At 66.1% G+C, this 14695-nt stretch carries 15 protein-coding genes; 6 read left to right on the top strand and 9 right to left on the bottom strand.

Features of this window, described 5'->3' with window-relative positions:
* Positions 1-9: 9 nt before the first annotated feature.
* From ACO07I_RS19225 to ACO07I_RS19235, 3 genes are all read right to left on the bottom strand, one after another.
* A complete protein-coding gene (locus ACO07I_RS19225) occupies positions 10-492 on the bottom strand; it encodes a Dps family protein (protein ID WP_422010103.1) in 483 nt (160 codons plus the stop codon).
* A 66-nt stretch (positions 493-558) separates the two neighbouring features.
* On the bottom strand, positions 559-1776 hold the full coding sequence (locus ACO07I_RS19230; protein ID WP_422010105.1) for an adenylate/guanylate cyclase domain-containing protein: 1218 nt from the start codon (positions 1774-1776) through the stop codon (positions 559-561).
* A 15-nt stretch (positions 1777-1791) separates the two neighbouring features.
* Positions 1792-2106 (bottom strand): metalloregulator ArsR/SmtB family transcription factor, encoded by a 315-nt coding sequence (locus ACO07I_RS19235; RefSeq protein ID WP_422010107.1) that lies wholly within the window; start codon positions 2104-2106, stop codon positions 1792-1794.
* Between the two features lie 110 nt (positions 2107-2216).
* Between ACO07I_RS19235 and ACO07I_RS19240 the strand changes: the two genes are divergently transcribed.
* Positions 2217-2633, top strand: coding sequence for a hypothetical protein (locus ACO07I_RS19240; protein WP_422010109.1), 417 nt, complete (start codon positions 2217-2219; stop codon positions 2631-2633).
* A gap of 52 nt (positions 2634-2685) precedes the next feature.
* Here ACO07I_RS19240 and ACO07I_RS19245 read toward each other — a convergent pair whose 3' ends face one another.
* From ACO07I_RS19245 to ACO07I_RS19265, 5 genes are all read right to left on the bottom strand, one after another.
* Positions 2686-3663 carry an ABC transporter ATP-binding protein gene (locus ACO07I_RS19245; protein ID WP_422010111.1) on the bottom strand — a complete coding sequence of 326 codons (978 nt, stop codon included), beginning with the start codon at positions 3661-3663 and terminating at the stop codon, positions 2686-2688.
* Positions 3656-4633: an ABC transporter ATP-binding protein gene (locus tag ACO07I_RS19250; RefSeq protein ID WP_422010113.1), complete on the bottom strand. Its 978-nt coding sequence runs from the start codon at positions 4631-4633 to the stop codon at positions 3656-3658. The genes ACO07I_RS19245 and ACO07I_RS19250 overlap by 8 nt, the downstream gene beginning before the upstream one ends.
* A gap of 10 nt (positions 4634-4643) precedes the next feature.
* Positions 4644-5498, bottom strand: a complete 855-nt coding sequence (locus tag ACO07I_RS19255; RefSeq protein WP_422010115.1) for an ABC transporter permease — start codon at positions 5496-5498, stop codon at positions 4644-4646.
* Positions 5495-6430: an ABC transporter permease gene (locus ACO07I_RS19260; protein ID WP_422010117.1), complete on the bottom strand. Its 936-nt coding sequence runs from the start codon at positions 6428-6430 to the stop codon at positions 5495-5497. Before ACO07I_RS19260 ends, ACO07I_RS19255 begins: the two co-directional genes overlap by 4 nt.
* Positions 6431-6527: 97 nt before the next feature.
* Positions 6528-8123, bottom strand: coding sequence for an ABC transporter substrate-binding protein (locus ACO07I_RS19265; protein WP_422010119.1), 1596 nt, complete (start codon positions 8121-8123; stop codon positions 6528-6530).
* A 117-nt stretch (positions 8124-8240) separates the two neighbouring features.
* Between ACO07I_RS19265 and ACO07I_RS19270 the strand changes: the two genes are divergently transcribed.
* Positions 8241-8678, top strand: a complete 438-nt coding sequence (locus ACO07I_RS19270; RefSeq protein ID WP_422010121.1) for a CBS domain-containing protein — start codon at positions 8241-8243, stop codon at positions 8676-8678.
* A 4-nt stretch (positions 8679-8682) separates the two neighbouring features.
* On the opposite strand, the gene ACO07I_RS19275 is transcribed toward ACO07I_RS19270, so the two are convergent.
* The gene (locus ACO07I_RS19275; protein WP_422010123.1) at positions 8683-10296 is read right to left on the bottom strand and encodes a gamma-glutamyltransferase family protein; all 1614 of its coding nucleotides are present in this window, start codon (positions 10294-10296) and stop codon (positions 8683-8685) included.
* 96 nt (positions 10297-10392) lie between these two features.
* On the opposite strand from ACO07I_RS19275, the gene ACO07I_RS19280 reads away from it, so the two are divergent.
* The 4 genes from ACO07I_RS19280 to ACO07I_RS19295 all read left to right on the top strand — a co-directional run bounded on the left by ACO07I_RS19280 (position 10393) and on the right by ACO07I_RS19295 (position 14685).
* The gene (locus ACO07I_RS19280) at positions 10393-11358 is read left to right on the top strand and encodes a Bug family tripartite tricarboxylate transporter substrate binding protein (RefSeq protein ID WP_422010125.1); all 966 of its coding nucleotides are present in this window, start codon (positions 10393-10395) and stop codon (positions 11356-11358) included.
* 1 nt (position 11359) lies between these two features.
* The gene (locus ACO07I_RS19285; protein ID WP_422010127.1) at positions 11360-12448 is read left to right on the top strand and encodes an LLM class flavin-dependent oxidoreductase; all 1089 of its coding nucleotides are present in this window, start codon (positions 11360-11362) and stop codon (positions 12446-12448) included.
* Between the two features lie 146 nt (positions 12449-12594).
* Positions 12595-13515 carry a LysR family transcriptional regulator gene (locus ACO07I_RS19290; RefSeq protein ID WP_422010129.1) on the top strand — a complete coding sequence of 307 codons (921 nt, stop codon included), beginning with the start codon at positions 12595-12597 and terminating at the stop codon, positions 13513-13515.
* A gap of 114 nt (positions 13516-13629) precedes the next feature.
* Positions 13630-14685, top strand: coding sequence for a hypothetical protein (locus ACO07I_RS19295; protein ID WP_422010131.1), 1056 nt, complete (start codon positions 13630-13632; stop codon positions 14683-14685).
* The last annotated feature ends 10 nt before the right edge of the window (positions 14686-14695 follow it).

Below are 14695 nucleotides of genomic sequence, written 5' to 3' on the forward strand. Positions count from 1 at the left end.
TGCCACCGGCTATTCCAGCAGAGACCGCAGCATCCAGGCCGACTGTTCGTGAACCGTCAGACGCTGGGTCAGCAGATCGGCCGTCGGCTCGTCACCCGCCTTGTCGGCCACCGGGAAGATGCCGCGCGCGGTGCGCGCCACCGCTTCGTGGCCGGTGACCAGAATGCTCACCATCTCCAGCGCCTTGGGCGGCTTGGCCGGCGCGTCGGCGAGCGAGCTCAGCTTGCCGAACTGGCCGTAGGAGCCGGGGGCGGGATAGCCCAGCGACCGGATGCGCTCGGCGATCGGATCGACCGCGTTCCACAGCTCGGTGTACTGGGTCATGAACATCGTATGAAGCGACGTGAACATCGGCCCGGTGACGTTCCAGTGGAAATTGTGGGTCGTCAGATAGAGCGTGTAGGTGTCGGCCAGCAGGTGGCTCAGACCTTCGGCGATCTTCTTGCGGTCCGCTTCCTTGATGCCGATCGAGATGGCGGGTGACTTTGCCATGGGCTGCTCCTCCTGGGTCAGGCCGCGAACCTAGCAGCGTCCGCGCCGTCGGCAAGCATGGCAGAGTCAGAGCAGCTCGGGGTCGATGGTGAAGAGGTCCTGCGCCCTTCCGACCCCCCGCAGCGCGAAGCGGCCGACGGAGACCAGGCGGGCGCGTTCCTCCGCGGGAAGAGCGCCGGCGAAGGTCGAGGAGACGAGGACCGGCCGGTCGACCGAGCGACACATCGAGGCGATGCGGCTGGTCTCGTTGACCGCCGGCCCCACGACCGTGAAGTCGAGGCGATCGAAGCTGCCGATATTGCCGTAGAAGACCTCGCCGATATGCAGGCCGATATAGGCCGTCGTGACCGGCTGCTCCGCGGCGAGGCGCCGCTCGTTCAGCGACTTCATGCGCGCCCGCAGATTCTCCTCGGCCCGCAGCGCGCAGCGGCAGGCCTCTGCCGGATCGTCGGCGCGGAAGACCGCCAGCGTGCCGTCGCCGATCAGCTTCAGCACGTCGCCGCCCGCCTCGTGGATCGAGGTGATCACTGCCTCGGCATAGTCGTTCAGGAGCGGGATGATCTCGCTGGGCTTGGCCGTATCGGTGATGGCCGTGAAGCTGCGCAGGTCGGAGAACCACAGCGCCGCCTCGACCCGGTCGGCGACGCCGCGCTGGATGCTGCCCTCCAGCACCCGGCGGCCGGCATCGCGTCCGAGATAGACCCGGACCAGCGTATCGGCGATACGCGCCAGGGCCGCGCTCTTGATGGCAAGCGCCAGCGCCGGCACCAGGCGGCGCAACGCGATGACGTTGGCATCGCTGAAGCCCTCGGAATGGCGCGTGGACCAGGCCGAATAGACGCCGTCCATGTCGCCGATCTTGGTGTCGCCGGCGAAGCGATGGATGAAGACGATGTAGTCGGTGTGACCGAGGTCCTTCATCTCCTGGATGACGCTGAAGCCCGGCTCCTCGCCGAAGCCGATGCGGCGGCGCAGCTCTTCCTCGCCGGTCTGCAGCAGATGGAAGAAGGGGCTGCGTAGCCAGGATTCGGCGGCGGGACCGCCCTGGTCGGTACGGGCATAGTCCGTCGCCGCCTCCTCCTCGACGGAATCGTCGCGCCAGCGGTAGATGCGGCCTTCATGGACGGGATGCAGCGTGTCGATGAAGGACAGCGCGCGCGACAGCATGAGGCCAGCCTCGCGGCACTTCTCACAGAACTCGCGCAGGAGCTCGCCCTCGTCGAGACCGTCGAGGCCGCGGCGAAGGATCCAGTCGAGAATGATATCGGTGTCGAGCAGAGTCATGGCCGCGACCTTGGACTAGCTGGTCTTTGCTTTCGCCAAACGCTGGCTTTCTTTCTTCAACGGGCGTGACACCGGGCACACTTCCTGCACGAAGCCGTTCAATGTGTTGGCGAGATTGTCGCGTACGAGCCGGTAGTGAACGTACTGGCCCTTCTTCTCGCTTGCGATCAGGCCGGCGCCTTCCAGTAGGGCGAGGTGCTTGGAGATCGAGGGCTTCGAGATGTCAAAGCGATCGGCAATTTCGCCGGCAGTCAGGTCTGCTGACGACAGATAGGCGAGTATCTTGCGCCGCACCGTTGACGAGAGCGCCTCAAAAACCTTGTCGATCATTCGTTGCCAGATCCTGTATTTAGCTAGTTGACGAATTAGCTAACGATAAGTAATTAGCTAATACGCTAATTAACTCTCTAATTAGCACAAAGCGAAGAGGGGAGACAATCATGTCCATTCAATACTTCATGGCTTATTACGCCGCCTACGTCGCGCTGAGCCTGGGTATCACGATCTGGGTCGGGAACACGCTCAGCAAGAACGGGTTGGTTTTTCTGGTGGAGAATTTCGAGGGCAGGGAGGAGCTTGCGCGAAGCGTCAATCATTTGCTGCTTGTCGGATTCTATCTCATCAACGTTGGCTTCATCACGCTGATGTTGCGCTACGGCGGCCGACCGGACGGCCTTGTGGAGGCTGTCGAGTATCTCAGCACGAAGATCGGGCTGGTTGTCGTGCTGCTGGGTATCATGCACTTCACCAACATGTATGTGCTGATGCGGTTCCGGAAATCGGCCCTTTTCGGGTTCGTTGGACCCAAGAACCTCACGCGAGCAGCGGCAGGGTCCGCCGTTTCGATCGGATCATGATCGAAGCGTAAAATCTGAGTTGTGCAAGAACGCGCCGACAATGGCGCGTTCTTCATTGAGTCCTGTCGCGGAAATGACAAGCCGCGCGATGACCCGGAGACACCTCGCCGAACGCCGGATACTCGGCCGTGCAGATGTCGGCCTTGAGCGGGCAGCGCGGATTGAAATGGCAGCCCGAGGGCGGGTTGAGCGCGCTGGCAATCTCGCCGCGCGCCTTCGCATCGGCGCTGATCGCGGCACGATGAAACGGGTCGGGGATCGCGGCGATCAGGGCGCGCGTATAGGGGTGGCGCGGATTCTCGAAGATCTCCTGCCAGCCGCCCTGTTCGACGATACGGCCAAGATACATCACCGCCACGCGGTCGCTCACATGCTCGACCACGCCGAGATCGTGGCTGATCATGATGTAGGCCAGCCCCATCTCGTCCTTGAGCTCGAGCAGGAGGTTGATGATCTGGGCGCGGATCGAGACGTCGAGTGCCGACACCGGCTCGTCGCACAGAACCAGCTTGGGCTTCAGGATCAGGGCGCGGGCGATGCCGATGCGCTGGCGCTGGCCGCCCGAGAATTCATGCGGGTAGCGGTCGGCCTGTTCGGGGCGCAGCCCGACCTTGGCCATCATGTCGATGACGCGCGCCTCGACCTCGGCCCTGTCGGTGACGCCGTGCAGGCGCAGCGGATCGGCAAGCGTGCGGCGCACCGTCTGCCGCGGGTTGAGCGAGGCGTAGGGGTCCTGGAAGACCATCTGGACCGTGCGCGCCATCTTCATGCGGTCGGGCGGCGTGGCGCCGGAAATCTGCTGGCCGTCGATGTTCATCGTGCCGCGCGTCGGCGGCAGCAGGCCCATGATGGCGAGCGCCAGCGTGGACTTGCCGCAGCCCGATTCGCCCACGAGACCCAGGCACTCGCCGGGCTTCACGTCGAGCGTGACGCCGTCGACCGCCTTCAGCGTCTTGATGCCGCCGGCCAGCGCATTGCCGACCTTGAAGTGGACGGCGAGGTCGTTGAGCGAAAGCAGGCCCTCAGCCATGGTGATGGCACCTCACGAGTCCGTCGGCGGGCAGCGGCGTCGCCTCCGGCACGACCGACCGGCAGATGTCGGTGACGGCGGGGCAGCGCGGATTGAACCGGCAGCCGGACGGGTAATTGGCGATCGAGGGCACGACGCCCGAGATCTCGCGCAGCTTCTGGCGACCGCGACGGGCGCGTTCGCCGAGCCGCGGCAGCGAATCGATCAGGCCCTGCGTATAGGGATGGGTCGGCGTGGCAAAGATGGCGTCGGCCACCTGGCTCTCGACGATGCGGCCGGCATACATCACGGCGACCCGCTGGCACATGTTGGCGACCAGGCCGAGATCGTGGCTGATCATCAGCACGGCGGTGCCCTTGGCGGCGCAGAGTTCGGCCATCAGGTCGATGATCTCGGCCTGCACGGTGACGTCGAGCGCGGTGGTCGGCTCGTCGGCAACCAGCAGGTCGGGCCCGCAGGCCAGCGCGATGGCGATCATCACCCTCTGGCGCATGCCGCCCGAGAGCTGGTGCGGATAGTCCTTGATGCGCCGCTCGGGCGACGGCACGCGGACCTGGCGCAGCGCGTCCTCGGCGCGGTCCATCGCCTCGTTCCAGTTGGCGCCCTGGTGCAGCACGAACATCTCGGCGATCTGCCGGCCGACCGGCGACAGCGGATTGAGCGCCGTCATCGGCTCCTGGAAGATCATGGCGATGCGCTTGCCTCGCAGGCGCCGCATCTCGGCGGGGGAGACGTTCTGGATCTCCTTACCGTCGAGGATGATCTTGCCGCCGGCCAGCGAGAGCGGTCGGCGCAGCAGGCCCATCACCGAGAGGGCCGTGATACTCTTGCCGCAGCCCGATTCGCCCACCAGGCCGAAGGCCTCGCCGCGGCCGATCTCGAACGAGACGTTCTCGACAGCATCGTAGGTGACGCCGTCGCCGGCCAGGGCGATGCGCAGGTTCTCGACCTTGAGGAGGGGCGTCGTCATGCGCAGGCCCTCATCCACGCCGCGTCGTCGACTGCGGGTCGAGATAGTCGCGCAGGCCGTCGCCCAGCAGGTTGAGGCCGAGCACGGTGAAGAAGATGGCGAGGCCCGGGAATACCGAGAGCCAGGGCGCCGTGGTGATCTGGTCGCGGGCTTCCGACAGCATGCTGCCCCAGCTCGGGAAGGGCGGGCGGATGCCGAGGCCGAGGAACGACAGGGCCGCTTCGGCGAGGATGGCGCCGCCCATGCCCAGGGTCGCGATCACGATCAGCGGCCCCAGGATGTTGGGCAGGATCTGGGTGAACATGATGCGCAGGTCGCCATAGCCCAGGATGCGCGCCGCCTGGATATAGCCCTGGCTCTTCAGCGACAGGACCTGGGCGCGCGCGATGCGACAGGAATAGGACCAGCTGGTGAGGCCGAGCGCGATCACCAGGCTGACGAGGCCCGGTCCGAGGATCGCCATGATGGCCAGCGCAAACACCAGCGACGGAATCGCCAGCATCAGGTTGGTGAGACCGCTCACCACATCGTCCCACCAGCCGCCCCAGTAGCCCGCGGTGAGGCCCAGCGTGACGCCGATCAGGCTGTTGCAGATCTGGCTGATGATGCCGACGCTCAGCGACACGCGCGCGCCCCAGACGATGCGCGAGTAGATGTCGCGGCCCTGCGCGTCGGTGCCGAAGGGAAACTCCCAGCTGGGCGGGAGCTCGGCGTTCATCAGATTGGCGTCGAGCACCGGATCGGTCAGGGCGATCCACGGTGCCAGGATCGCCGCGGAGATGGCGATGGCGACCAGGCCGCCGCCCACCCAAAGGGAGGCGCCGCCCTTCAGGCGCAACCGGGGAAGCTTCAGGGCAAGGCTCATCGGTACCGGATCCGGGGGTCGATCACGACATAGGCGATGTCGACCAGTGTGTTGATGACGAGGAAGAACAGCACGATCATCAGGATGCAGCCCTGGACCGTCGGCATGTCGCGCTGGAACACCGAGTCGACCATCAGCGAACCGACGCCCGGCCAGGCAAACAGCTTTTCGACGACCACGGCCTGGCCCATCAGCGAGCCGAACTGCAGTCCGACGATGGTGATGACGAGGACCAGCGCGTTGCGCAGCACATGCCATTCGACGACGCGGCGCTCGCTCATGCCCTTGCTGCGCGCGGTACGGACGAAGTCGGCATTGAGCACGTCGAGGACCGCGGCGCGCGTCGTACGGGCGAGCAGGGCCATCGGCCCGACCCCCAGCGCGATCGCGGGCAGGATGAGGTTGCGCAGGCCGCCGTCGCCGTAGCCGAAGCTCGGCAGCCACTGGAGCTTCAACGCAAACAGGTACATCAGCATCAGGCCGAACCAGAACTGGCTGAGCGAGAGGCCGGAAATGGCGCCGACCATGGCGGCGGTATCGATCAGGCTGCCGGGCTTGAGTGCGGCCAGGAAGCCCAGCGTGACGCCGACCAGGATGGCGAAGGTCATGGCCGCGAGCACCAGTTTCAGCGACGGCCAGATGCGGCCGGCCAGCATCTTGGTCACGGGTTCGCGGGTGCGGAACGAGGTGCCGAGGTCGCCGACGGCCGTCGCGGCCACATACTTGGCGAAGCGTTCGATCAGCGGATCGTCGAGCCCCATCTCCTTGCGCATGCGCTCCATGACTGCAGGGTCGATGGTCGAGCGGCCGTCCTCGTTCATGCCGGAGATGAAGCTGCCCGGCAGGACGGAGAAGAGCAGGAAGACGAGCGCCACGACGGCGAGCATCGTCGGGATGATGTTGGCGAGGCGGCGGCCAAGGACGAGGAGCATTGCGGGGTTCTGGAAGTTCCCTCGCTAGGCTCGCGATGACGGAGACTTTGTCATCCCGAGCGGCAGCGAGGGACCCTTCGACTTTCCTTGTTCGCCGTTATTTCGCCGGCGAGCTGGCATCGACCCAGATGTTTTCGGGGTACTGGTGCGTGATCTCGGTCGGGTTGGGCTGCAGACCGTGGACCCACGGCTGGAAGGCCAGGACCGCCTTGTTGTAGTTGAAGAACCAGACGGGCGCCTCGTCATAGAGCAGGTTGTTGGCCTTCTTCAGGATCTCGTCGCGCTTGGCCATGTCGCCTTCCTGGGCGGCATCGTCGAGCAGCTTGTCGAAATCGGCATTGTTGAAGCCGGTGTAGTTGCAGGCCGTGCGGGGCGTCTTGGAGTAATAGCAGCGCAGCGTGGCGAGCGAGTCCGGTCCGGTCAGGCTCGACGAGATGAGGGCCTGATGGTCGCCCTTCATCAGGATCTCGGTCAACACCGTGACCTCGACCAGCTTCGGCTTGGCCTTGATGCCGACGCGCGCCAGCATCGGGATCACCGCCTCGACGATCGGGAGGCCCCAGCTCTCGTTCTGGCTGGTCGTCCATTCGAACTCGAAGCCGTTGGGGAAGCCCGCCTCGGCCAGCAGCTTCTTGGCCTTCTCCGGATCGTAGGGATAGGGCTTCATCGTCTTGTCGAAGGCGGCCGAGGAGGGCGGCAGCCAGCTGGTGGCGCGATAGGCCTTGTCCTTGACCAGGCGCGAGATGATCAGGTTGGAATCGATCGCATAGTTGATCGCCTGGCGCACCCGCTTGTCCTGGAACGGCTTGATCGAGCCGAGGTTCATGTGCATCGAGCGCGTGAACATCTCGGCCACTTCGAGGATGCCCTTGGAGAGCTGCGGATCGGCGCGATAGGCGACGTACTGCGCGGGTCCCAGGATCGAGGTGTCGATTTCCTTGTTGCGGAAGGCGACGTCGCGGGCGGCGGCCTCGGCCATGATCAGCACCTCGAGCTTGTCGAGGTAGGGCTGGCCGGTCTTGTAGAACTTGTCGAAGCGGTCCATCGAGACGCGCGAGCCGGGAATGTGCTCCTTGAACTTGAAGGGTCCGAGGCCGACCGGATTGGAGGCATAGTTGCCTTTCTCGACCTCTTCCTTGGGCAGGATCGCGGTCGACCCGCCGAAGAAGTAGTAGCCGGGATCGACGCGGTCGGTGATCGTCATCTCGAGCGTGTAGTCGTCGACCTTCTTCAGGCCGGAGATTTCCTTGGCCGTGCCCTTCTCGACGTCGACCGCGCCCTTGATCAGGCGGACATAGCGCGCGCCGGGATAACCCTTGCTGCCGTCCATGATGCGGGTGAAGGAATAGATCACGTCGTCGGCCGTCATCTTGCGGCCGTTATGGAAGAAGGCGTCGTCGCGCAGCTTGTAGGTGTAGGTGAGGCCGTCAGCCGACACCGACACGGACTTGGCGAGCTCGAGCGAGAGCTTGTTGGCGGCGGTGTCCCAGTTGTAGAGCGAGCGCTGCAGCGCCTTGCCGACGATGTCGTCCTGGGCCCGTGGCGTCACATGTGGATCGAGGCTGCCGAAGCTTGCGGCATAAGGCGCCGTCATCCGCAGCGTGCCACCCTTACGCGGCGTCTGCTGCGCGTTTGCCGTTCCGGCGCCGATGACGGCGATTGCCGCAACCGCGAGCCATGCCAGTTTTCGCATCAACCCATCCCCCTTGAACGTTCTCGTTGGAACGCATTCCATCTTGCCTTGCCTCTCCGTGCAAGAGGAATGCCGAAGCCCGTCGCAACCATGTCGAGAGAGTCGCATTACCCACGCATGCAGGTATCCGAGATCATGACCCGCGAGGTCGAGACGATCGCGCCCGACGCCTCACTCCAGGCCGCCGCCGAGGCCATGGAGGCGATGGGCGTCGGTTCGCTACCTGTCTGTGATGGGAAACGCCTGGTCGGAACGATCACCGACCGCGACATCGTCGTACGCGCAGTCGCGGCCGGCTGGTCGCCGGTCGATGCGCTGGTCAAGGACTGCATGACCGAGGACGTGGCCTACGCCTACTGCGACGAGGCGACCGAAGAGGTCCTCGAACGCATGAAAGTGCTGCAGATCCGGCGTCTCGTCATTCTCGACCGGGACAAGAACCTGGCCGGGATCGTGGCCCTGGGCGACATTGCGACCGAACCGGACGCGGCCGCGGAGGCCCGAGTCGGCGCCGCCATGGCCGAGATTTCCGAGCCGTCGCGGCCGCTGAAGTAGGCCTCTACGCCGGGACGCAGTAGCCGTCGCGGCGGGGGTCGCAGCCGCCGGTGAAGATGCCGGTTTCGGGATCGATTGCGACGCCCTGCATGCCGCCCACGCTCCAGGTCCATTCCGGACCGGTCGTGACGTCATGGCCGAGCCTGCGCAGGTCGGCATGAACCTCCGGCGACAGGCGCGATTCCAGCAGCACGGCGGCGCCGTCGGTGAGACGGCCGCGCGGCGCCTCGATCGCCTGCTGCAACGGCAGGCCGAAATCGACGTGCTGGACCATGGCCTGGGGCTGGGTCTGCAGGATGCCGTAGCTGCCCGGCGTGCCGAGCGCGAGGATCGGGGCGCCGTCCTTGGTCGAGATCGAGGGCGCCATGCACATGGGGAGCTGGTCGCCGGGCTTCACACGATTGGGGCTCTGCGGGTTCACGTCGGCCCAGTAGAGGAAATTGTTGAGGCAAAGGCCGGTGCCGGGCACCACCACACCTGAGCCGAAGACGCTGCCCAGGCTCTGGGTCAGGCAGATCAGGTTGCCTTCATCGTCGGCGATCGAGAACGACGTGGTGTGGCTCTCGTCGACGGGCGAGACCGGCTGCTGCGGCGGAGTCCATTGTTCGGTCGGCCCGATCACCGGTTTGCCGTCGCGCACGCGGGCACGCAGCGTCTCGACATGGGCATCGGACAGGATTTCGGCCAGCTTCTGCGGCCCCGGCACGCCGGCCGCGATGCGCACGCCGGCGGCGAGGCGGACGGCACGCAGCACCGTGTCGAGATGCTCGGTCGAATTGCGCTTCATCGCCGCGAGGTCGAAGCCTTCGAGGATGCGCAGGGTCAGCAGGAACTGAAAGCCCTCGCAGGGCGGCGGCGGCACGTGGACGGTGCGGCCGCGATAGGTGACGCAGACCGGGTCGCGCCAGGTCGCCTTGGCGGCCAGCAGGTCGTCCATGACCATGCAGCCGCCCAATTCGGTCAGCCGGTCGAGGATCTTCTGGCCGAGCGCGCCGCCGTAGAGCAGGCCGGGGCCTTCGCTCGCCAGCGCCTCGAGGGTGCGCGCAAGGTCGGGCTGCTTCAGCACGAAGCCCGGTTTCACGGTGCCGGTGCCCGCCGTATAGACGCGCGACCATTCCGGATGCAGTGCCTTGTAGCCGGCGAGGTCGCCGGCGATGGCCTGCATTTCCTCGAGGTTGAATTCGATCAGCTGAAAGCCATCGCGTGCGAGGGCGATCGCCGGCGCGAAGAGCTCCGGCAGCTTCTTCTTGCCGTGCGCCCGGTTCAGTTCGCACCAGCCGGCGAGATTGCCCGGCGCGCCGACGGCCACGGCCCCGCGCTGCAGCTGCGCACGGTTGCTGAGCTTGTCGATGGGGAAGTTCTTGGAGATCGGCCCGACGAAGTCGAGCGTGCGGACGCGCTTCTCAGCGGCGATGTGACAGGTCGCGACGCCGCGGCCGGCGAGGCCCGACATATACGGTTCGACGACGTTCAGAGCGGCTGCCGTCGCAACCGCCGCATCGAAGGCATTGCCGCCGTTCGACAGGATGCGCGCGCCGGCTGCCGCTGCCAGTGGATGGGCCGCCGCCACCATGCCGTGCCGCGATGCGATTGTTGGACGCCTGCCGTGTTGCAGCATGAGATCTCCCTTTGAAGCCGGCGGATCGTGCCGCCTCTTTCGCGCCTCGACCAGCGACAATTGCGCATCGGTGCTGCGGCCAGCATAAAGGTCGGCATGACAATCGGCCGGCGCCAAGCCCTGACGATCCTCGCCGCAGCATCCGCCGCTGCATCTCCTGCACGCGCTCAATCATGGCCCGCAAAGCCGCTCACCATCGTGGTGCCCTATGCGGCGGGAAGCGCCACCGACACGTTGGCGCGTCTCATGGCGGAGCAGCTCGCGCCGCGTCTCGGCCAGCCGGTAATCGTCGACAACAAGGGCGGTGGCAACGGTTCTATCGCCGCAAACTACGTGGCCAAGTCCGCCCCCGACGGCTACACGCTGATGATCGCCACGGCGGCCACGCATGCCGGCAATCCCAACCTCATGAAGTCGCTGCCGTACGACTCGCTTGTCGATTTCGCGCCGGCCGGCTTCTACGGCTTCATCCAGTTCGTCCTGCTGGTGCGCGCCGATGCCGGCATGGACACGCTTGCTGACTTCATCAAGCGCGCCAAGGCCAAGCCGCCGCTGACGTCCGGTGCCGGCACGCCCTCGGCGCGTGTGATCACGGCCACGCTGGCGGAGCGCCTCGGCACGGAGATCACCTACGTGCCCTACAAGTCCGCGCCGCAGGCGCTGGCCGACCTCCTGTCCGGCCAGATCGACATGACCTTCGCCGACGTGGCCATCGCCGTGCCGCAGGTGAAGGCGGGCAAGGTGAAGCCGCTGGTGATGGCGTCGGACTCGCGCTCGCCGCTGCTGCCGGAGGTGCCGACCTTCCAGCAGGCCGGGCTCGGCCAGTTCGCGCTCGACGCGTGGTTCGTCATCATGGCGCCGGCGAAGACCCCACCCGAGATCGTGGCGCGGATCGACAAGGCCGTGCAGGAGATCGTGACCGATCCCGAGGTGGTCAAGCGCCTGCGCGGCATCTCGTTCGAGCCGCAGCGCAAGGCGCCGGAAGACGTCCGGCCCTTCATCGCGTCGGAAATCGAGAAATGGGGCCGGCTCTCCAAGGCCGCAGGTATCGAGAAGGAATGAAATGATGGAGAAGAAGCGCCTCGAATTCGGCTGGTTCCTGCCCACCGCGGGCGACACCACCGCCTATGGACTGCCGAGCGCGCAGGTGCCGCCGTCGCTCGAGTTGTTCGACAAGATCGTCGGCGCGGCCGAAGCGGCGGGCTTCGAGTACATGCTGGTGCCGGTCCAGACGGCGTGCTGGGAGGCCTGGATCTCCAGCGCCATGATGGTGGCGCGTTCCAAGACGATGCGCATGCTGGTGGCGGCGCGGCCGAGCTATATCAATCCCGTGTTGCTTGCGAAGATGATCACCGCCTTCGACCAGCTCTCGGGCGGGCGCATCTGCATCAACCTGATCGCTGGCCAGAGCGAGGCCGAGAACGCCTCCGAAGGCATCAAGTGGGGCAAGGAAGAGCGCTACGAGATCATGGACGAGGAAGTTTCGATCCTGAAGGCGCTGTGGACGACGCGCGGACCGGTGAACTTCGACGGCAAGTTCTATCAGCTGAAGGGCGCGCAGATCCGGCCCTATCCGCTGCAACAGCCCCATCCGCGCTTCTATCTCGGTGGCGGCTCGAAGCAGGCCTGGGAGATTTCGGCCAAGCATTCCGACGTGCATCTCTTCTGGGGCGACACCTACGAGCGCATCCGTGCCAACATGGCCGAGATCAAGTCGATGGCGGCGCGCCACGGCCGCGAAAACGAGATCGGCTTCGGCATGCGCCTGCAGGTTGTCTGCCGCGAGACCGAGAAGGAAGCCTGGGACTTCGCCCATGGGCTGGTCGAACATGCGAGCGAGGCGCAGAAGGCCTTCGTGAAGGAACGCTTCGCCACGTCTGAGGCCAACCGCCGCGTGCGCGAGCTGGCGGCGATCGGCGAGACGATCGAGCCGCATTTGTGGACCGGCATCACCCAGGTCCGCCCCGGCGCGGGCATCGCCATCGTGGGCGATCCCGAGCAGTGCGCCGACACCTTACAGAAGTTCATCGATCTCGGTTGCCATTCCTTCTGCCTGTCGGGCTACCTACACGACGAGGAGGCCGAGCGCTTCGGCAAATGGATCATGCCGATCCTGCGCCAGCGTAACCCGGGGCGCATGCTGGCGGCTTAGTCGCCGCTGGGTGCACGGATACGAGCAAGGATCCCTCACTGCGTTCGGGACGACATGCTGGGGGGGCGGCGTGGTGCGCCGCTGAAGAAACGGTGTCATCCCGAACGCAGTGAGGGATCCCTCTTCTTCTCAAAGCGTGAGCTGCCATGGCCCAGCCGACCCTGCCGGATTTCAGCGCCCGCCAGCTCGAGGCGGTCCTCGCCGTCGGCGAATACGGCAGCTTCATCGCGGCGGCGGCGCGGCTGCGCATCTCTCAGCCGGCGCTGACGCGAACAATCAAGCGGGTCGAGACCGCCCTGGGCGTTCGCCTGTTCGAGCGCAGCACGCGCCATGTCCAGATCACGCCGGCCGGCCGCGAATTCGCGGCGGTGGCCGAGCGCATGCTGAACGATCTGCGCATCACCGTGCGCTCGATCCGCGAGGTGGCGGAGGAGCAGCGTGGCCGGCTCAGCATCGCCAGCATAATGTCGGTGGCGAGCGGTGCGCTGCCGCTGTTGCTCGCCTCCTATCGCGCCGCCCGGCCGGGCATCGAGATCCATGTCCAGGAGGGGGTGCACGGCAGCGTGCTCGAGGCGGTGCGCAGCGGTGTAGCCGATCTGGGCCTGGCCTATGTCGACGAGTTGCCCGATGCGATGTCGGGCGAGGCGCTGCAGCGCGAGACCTTCTGTCTCGTCGTGCCGCGCCGCCATCGGCTGGCCAGCCGTCCCACCGTCACGCTTCCCGAGCTGCGGGACGAGCCGCTGGTGGTGCTGCCCGGCGATTCGCGCACCCGCCGGACGATCGATGCCGCCGCTTCGGTCGCGGGCGTGACGCTGCGCCAGATGACCACGGTCAGTCAGTTCGCGACCTTGATGGGCTGCGTGCGGGCGGGCGTCGGCCTCGCCATCGTCCCGAACGGGGCGACGGGCCACTTTCTGGGGCGCGACCTGCGCGCGGTCCGGCTCGGCGAGCCGAAACTGTCGCGACGCCTCGGTATCGTGTTGTTGCGTGAACGCGAGCCGTCCCCGGCGGCGGCCGGTTTCCTCGCCCTGGCGCGGCGATCCTGGCCTAGGCCGGCCGCGCGTTGATACGCGAAATGGAATAATCCAGGCTATCAGCTTGCAGTTGGCATAGGCGCGCAGAAGTCTATTCTGCCGACAAGCCGTCCGGTGTCATGTGCCCGGAGCGGTGGAGGAAACGACGTGCAGTTTGCATCCCGATCCTACTCGGCCGACAGCATCTCGGCCGTCCAGGAACTCTATCACTCCAACGGCTGGACCGACGGTCTGCCCATCGTGCCGCCGACGCGCGAGGCGGTTCAGGAATGCCTGGAATGGGTGATGATGCCGCCGGATCAGCTGATCGGCATCGAGCCGGTGCGGGGCCTCGCCATAACCGCCGAGAAGCTCGCGATCAACGCCGTCATGGCGGGCTGCCTGCCGATGCACTTCCCGGTCGTCGTGACGGCCTGGACCGCCATGATGCAGGAAGAATTCCTGATGCACGGCGCGACGGCAAGCACCGGCGGCTGCGCGGTGCTGGTGATCCTGAACGGACCGATCCGCCTCGAGATTGGCGCCAGCGGCTCGTTCAATGCGCTCGCCAATTCGGACCGGGCGACGGCGGTCATCGGCCGCGCCATCCGGCTCTGCCTGATCAACCTGTTGGACGACCGGCCGGGCGTGATCGACCGCTCGACTCTCGGCCATCCCGGCAAGTTCAGCTACTGCGTCGCCGAGGACGAGGAGGACACGAGCTGGCTGCCGCTGGCCGAGCATCGCGGCGTGCCGAAGGGCGCGTCATCGGTCACCGTGATGGCCGCTGGGGCGCCGCGCCAGCTCATGAACGAATGGACCACGAAGCCGGAGGAGATCCTCGAGACCTTCGCGGCCGAGATGCGCGCCAACATGCGCCATTACTCGATCCATCCCGGCAACTACGCGCTGATCATTCCCAAGCAGCTGCGCGAGCATCTGCAGGCCGGCGGCTGGACCAAGACCGACATCGCGACCTTCATCCATGAACGCGCGCGCATTCACCGGCGTGAATGGGCCGATGTCGGCAAGGGCGCCGTCGTCCGCGATCGCGGCGACAGCGTCTACAGCGCGATGGATTCGCCCGACCAGCTCCTGGTCGTGGCCGCGGGGGGGCCGGCCGGCGGCTTCGGTGCCGTCATCCCACCCTGGCTCGGCAACAAGAGCTATGCCGTGACGTTGCCGATCGGCGTCTGTGTCGATTGCGAACCTCCCAAGAAGTAAGAGGAAACAC

Source organism: Reyranella sp., from assembly GCF_965227665.1.
GTDB lineage: Bacteria > Pseudomonadota > Alphaproteobacteria > Reyranellales > Reyranellaceae > Reyranella.

Excerpts from the sequence above, each read along its gene's own strand:
- ACO07I_RS19225 (WP_422010103.1), bottom strand. The coding sequence starts at position 492 with ATGGCAAAGTCACCCGCCATCTCGATCGGCATCAAGGAAGCGGACCGC.
- ACO07I_RS19230 (WP_422010105.1), bottom strand. The coding sequence starts at position 1,776 with ATGACTCTGCTCGACACCGATATCATTCTCGACTGGATCCTTCGCCGC.
- ACO07I_RS19235 (WP_422010107.1), bottom strand. The coding sequence starts at position 2,106 with ATGATCGACAAGGTTTTTGAGGCGCTCTCGTCAACGGTGCGGCGCAAG.
- ACO07I_RS19240 (WP_422010109.1), top strand. The coding sequence starts at position 2,217 with ATGTCCATTCAATACTTCATGGCTTATTACGCCGCCTACGTCGCGCTG.
- ACO07I_RS19245 (WP_422010111.1), bottom strand. The coding sequence starts at position 3,663 with ATGGCTGAGGGCCTGCTTTCGCTCAACGACCTCGCCGTCCACTTCAAG.
- ACO07I_RS19250 (WP_422010113.1), bottom strand. The coding sequence starts at position 4,633 with ATGACGACGCCCCTCCTCAAGGTCGAGAACCTGCGCATCGCCCTGGCC.
- ACO07I_RS19255 (WP_422010115.1), bottom strand. The coding sequence starts at position 5,498 with ATGAGCCTTGCCCTGAAGCTTCCCCGGTTGCGCCTGAAGGGCGGCGCC.
- ACO07I_RS19260 (WP_422010117.1), bottom strand. The coding sequence starts at position 6,430 with ATGCTCCTCGTCCTTGGCCGCCGCCTCGCCAACATCATCCCGACGATG.
- ACO07I_RS19265 (WP_422010119.1), bottom strand. The coding sequence starts at position 8,123 with ATGCGAAAACTGGCATGGCTCGCGGTTGCGGCAATCGCCGTCATCGGC.
- ACO07I_RS19270 (WP_422010121.1), top strand. The coding sequence starts at position 8,241 with ATGCAGGTATCCGAGATCATGACCCGCGAGGTCGAGACGATCGCGCCC.
- ACO07I_RS19275 (WP_422010123.1), bottom strand. The coding sequence starts at position 10,296 with ATGCTGCAACACGGCAGGCGTCCAACAATCGCATCGCGGCACGGCATG.
- ACO07I_RS19280 (WP_422010125.1), top strand. The coding sequence starts at position 10,393 with ATGACAATCGGCCGGCGCCAAGCCCTGACGATCCTCGCCGCAGCATCC.
- ACO07I_RS19285 (WP_422010127.1), top strand. The coding sequence starts at position 11,360 with ATGATGGAGAAGAAGCGCCTCGAATTCGGCTGGTTCCTGCCCACCGCG.
- ACO07I_RS19290 (WP_422010129.1), top strand. The coding sequence starts at position 12,595 with ATGGCCCAGCCGACCCTGCCGGATTTCAGCGCCCGCCAGCTCGAGGCG.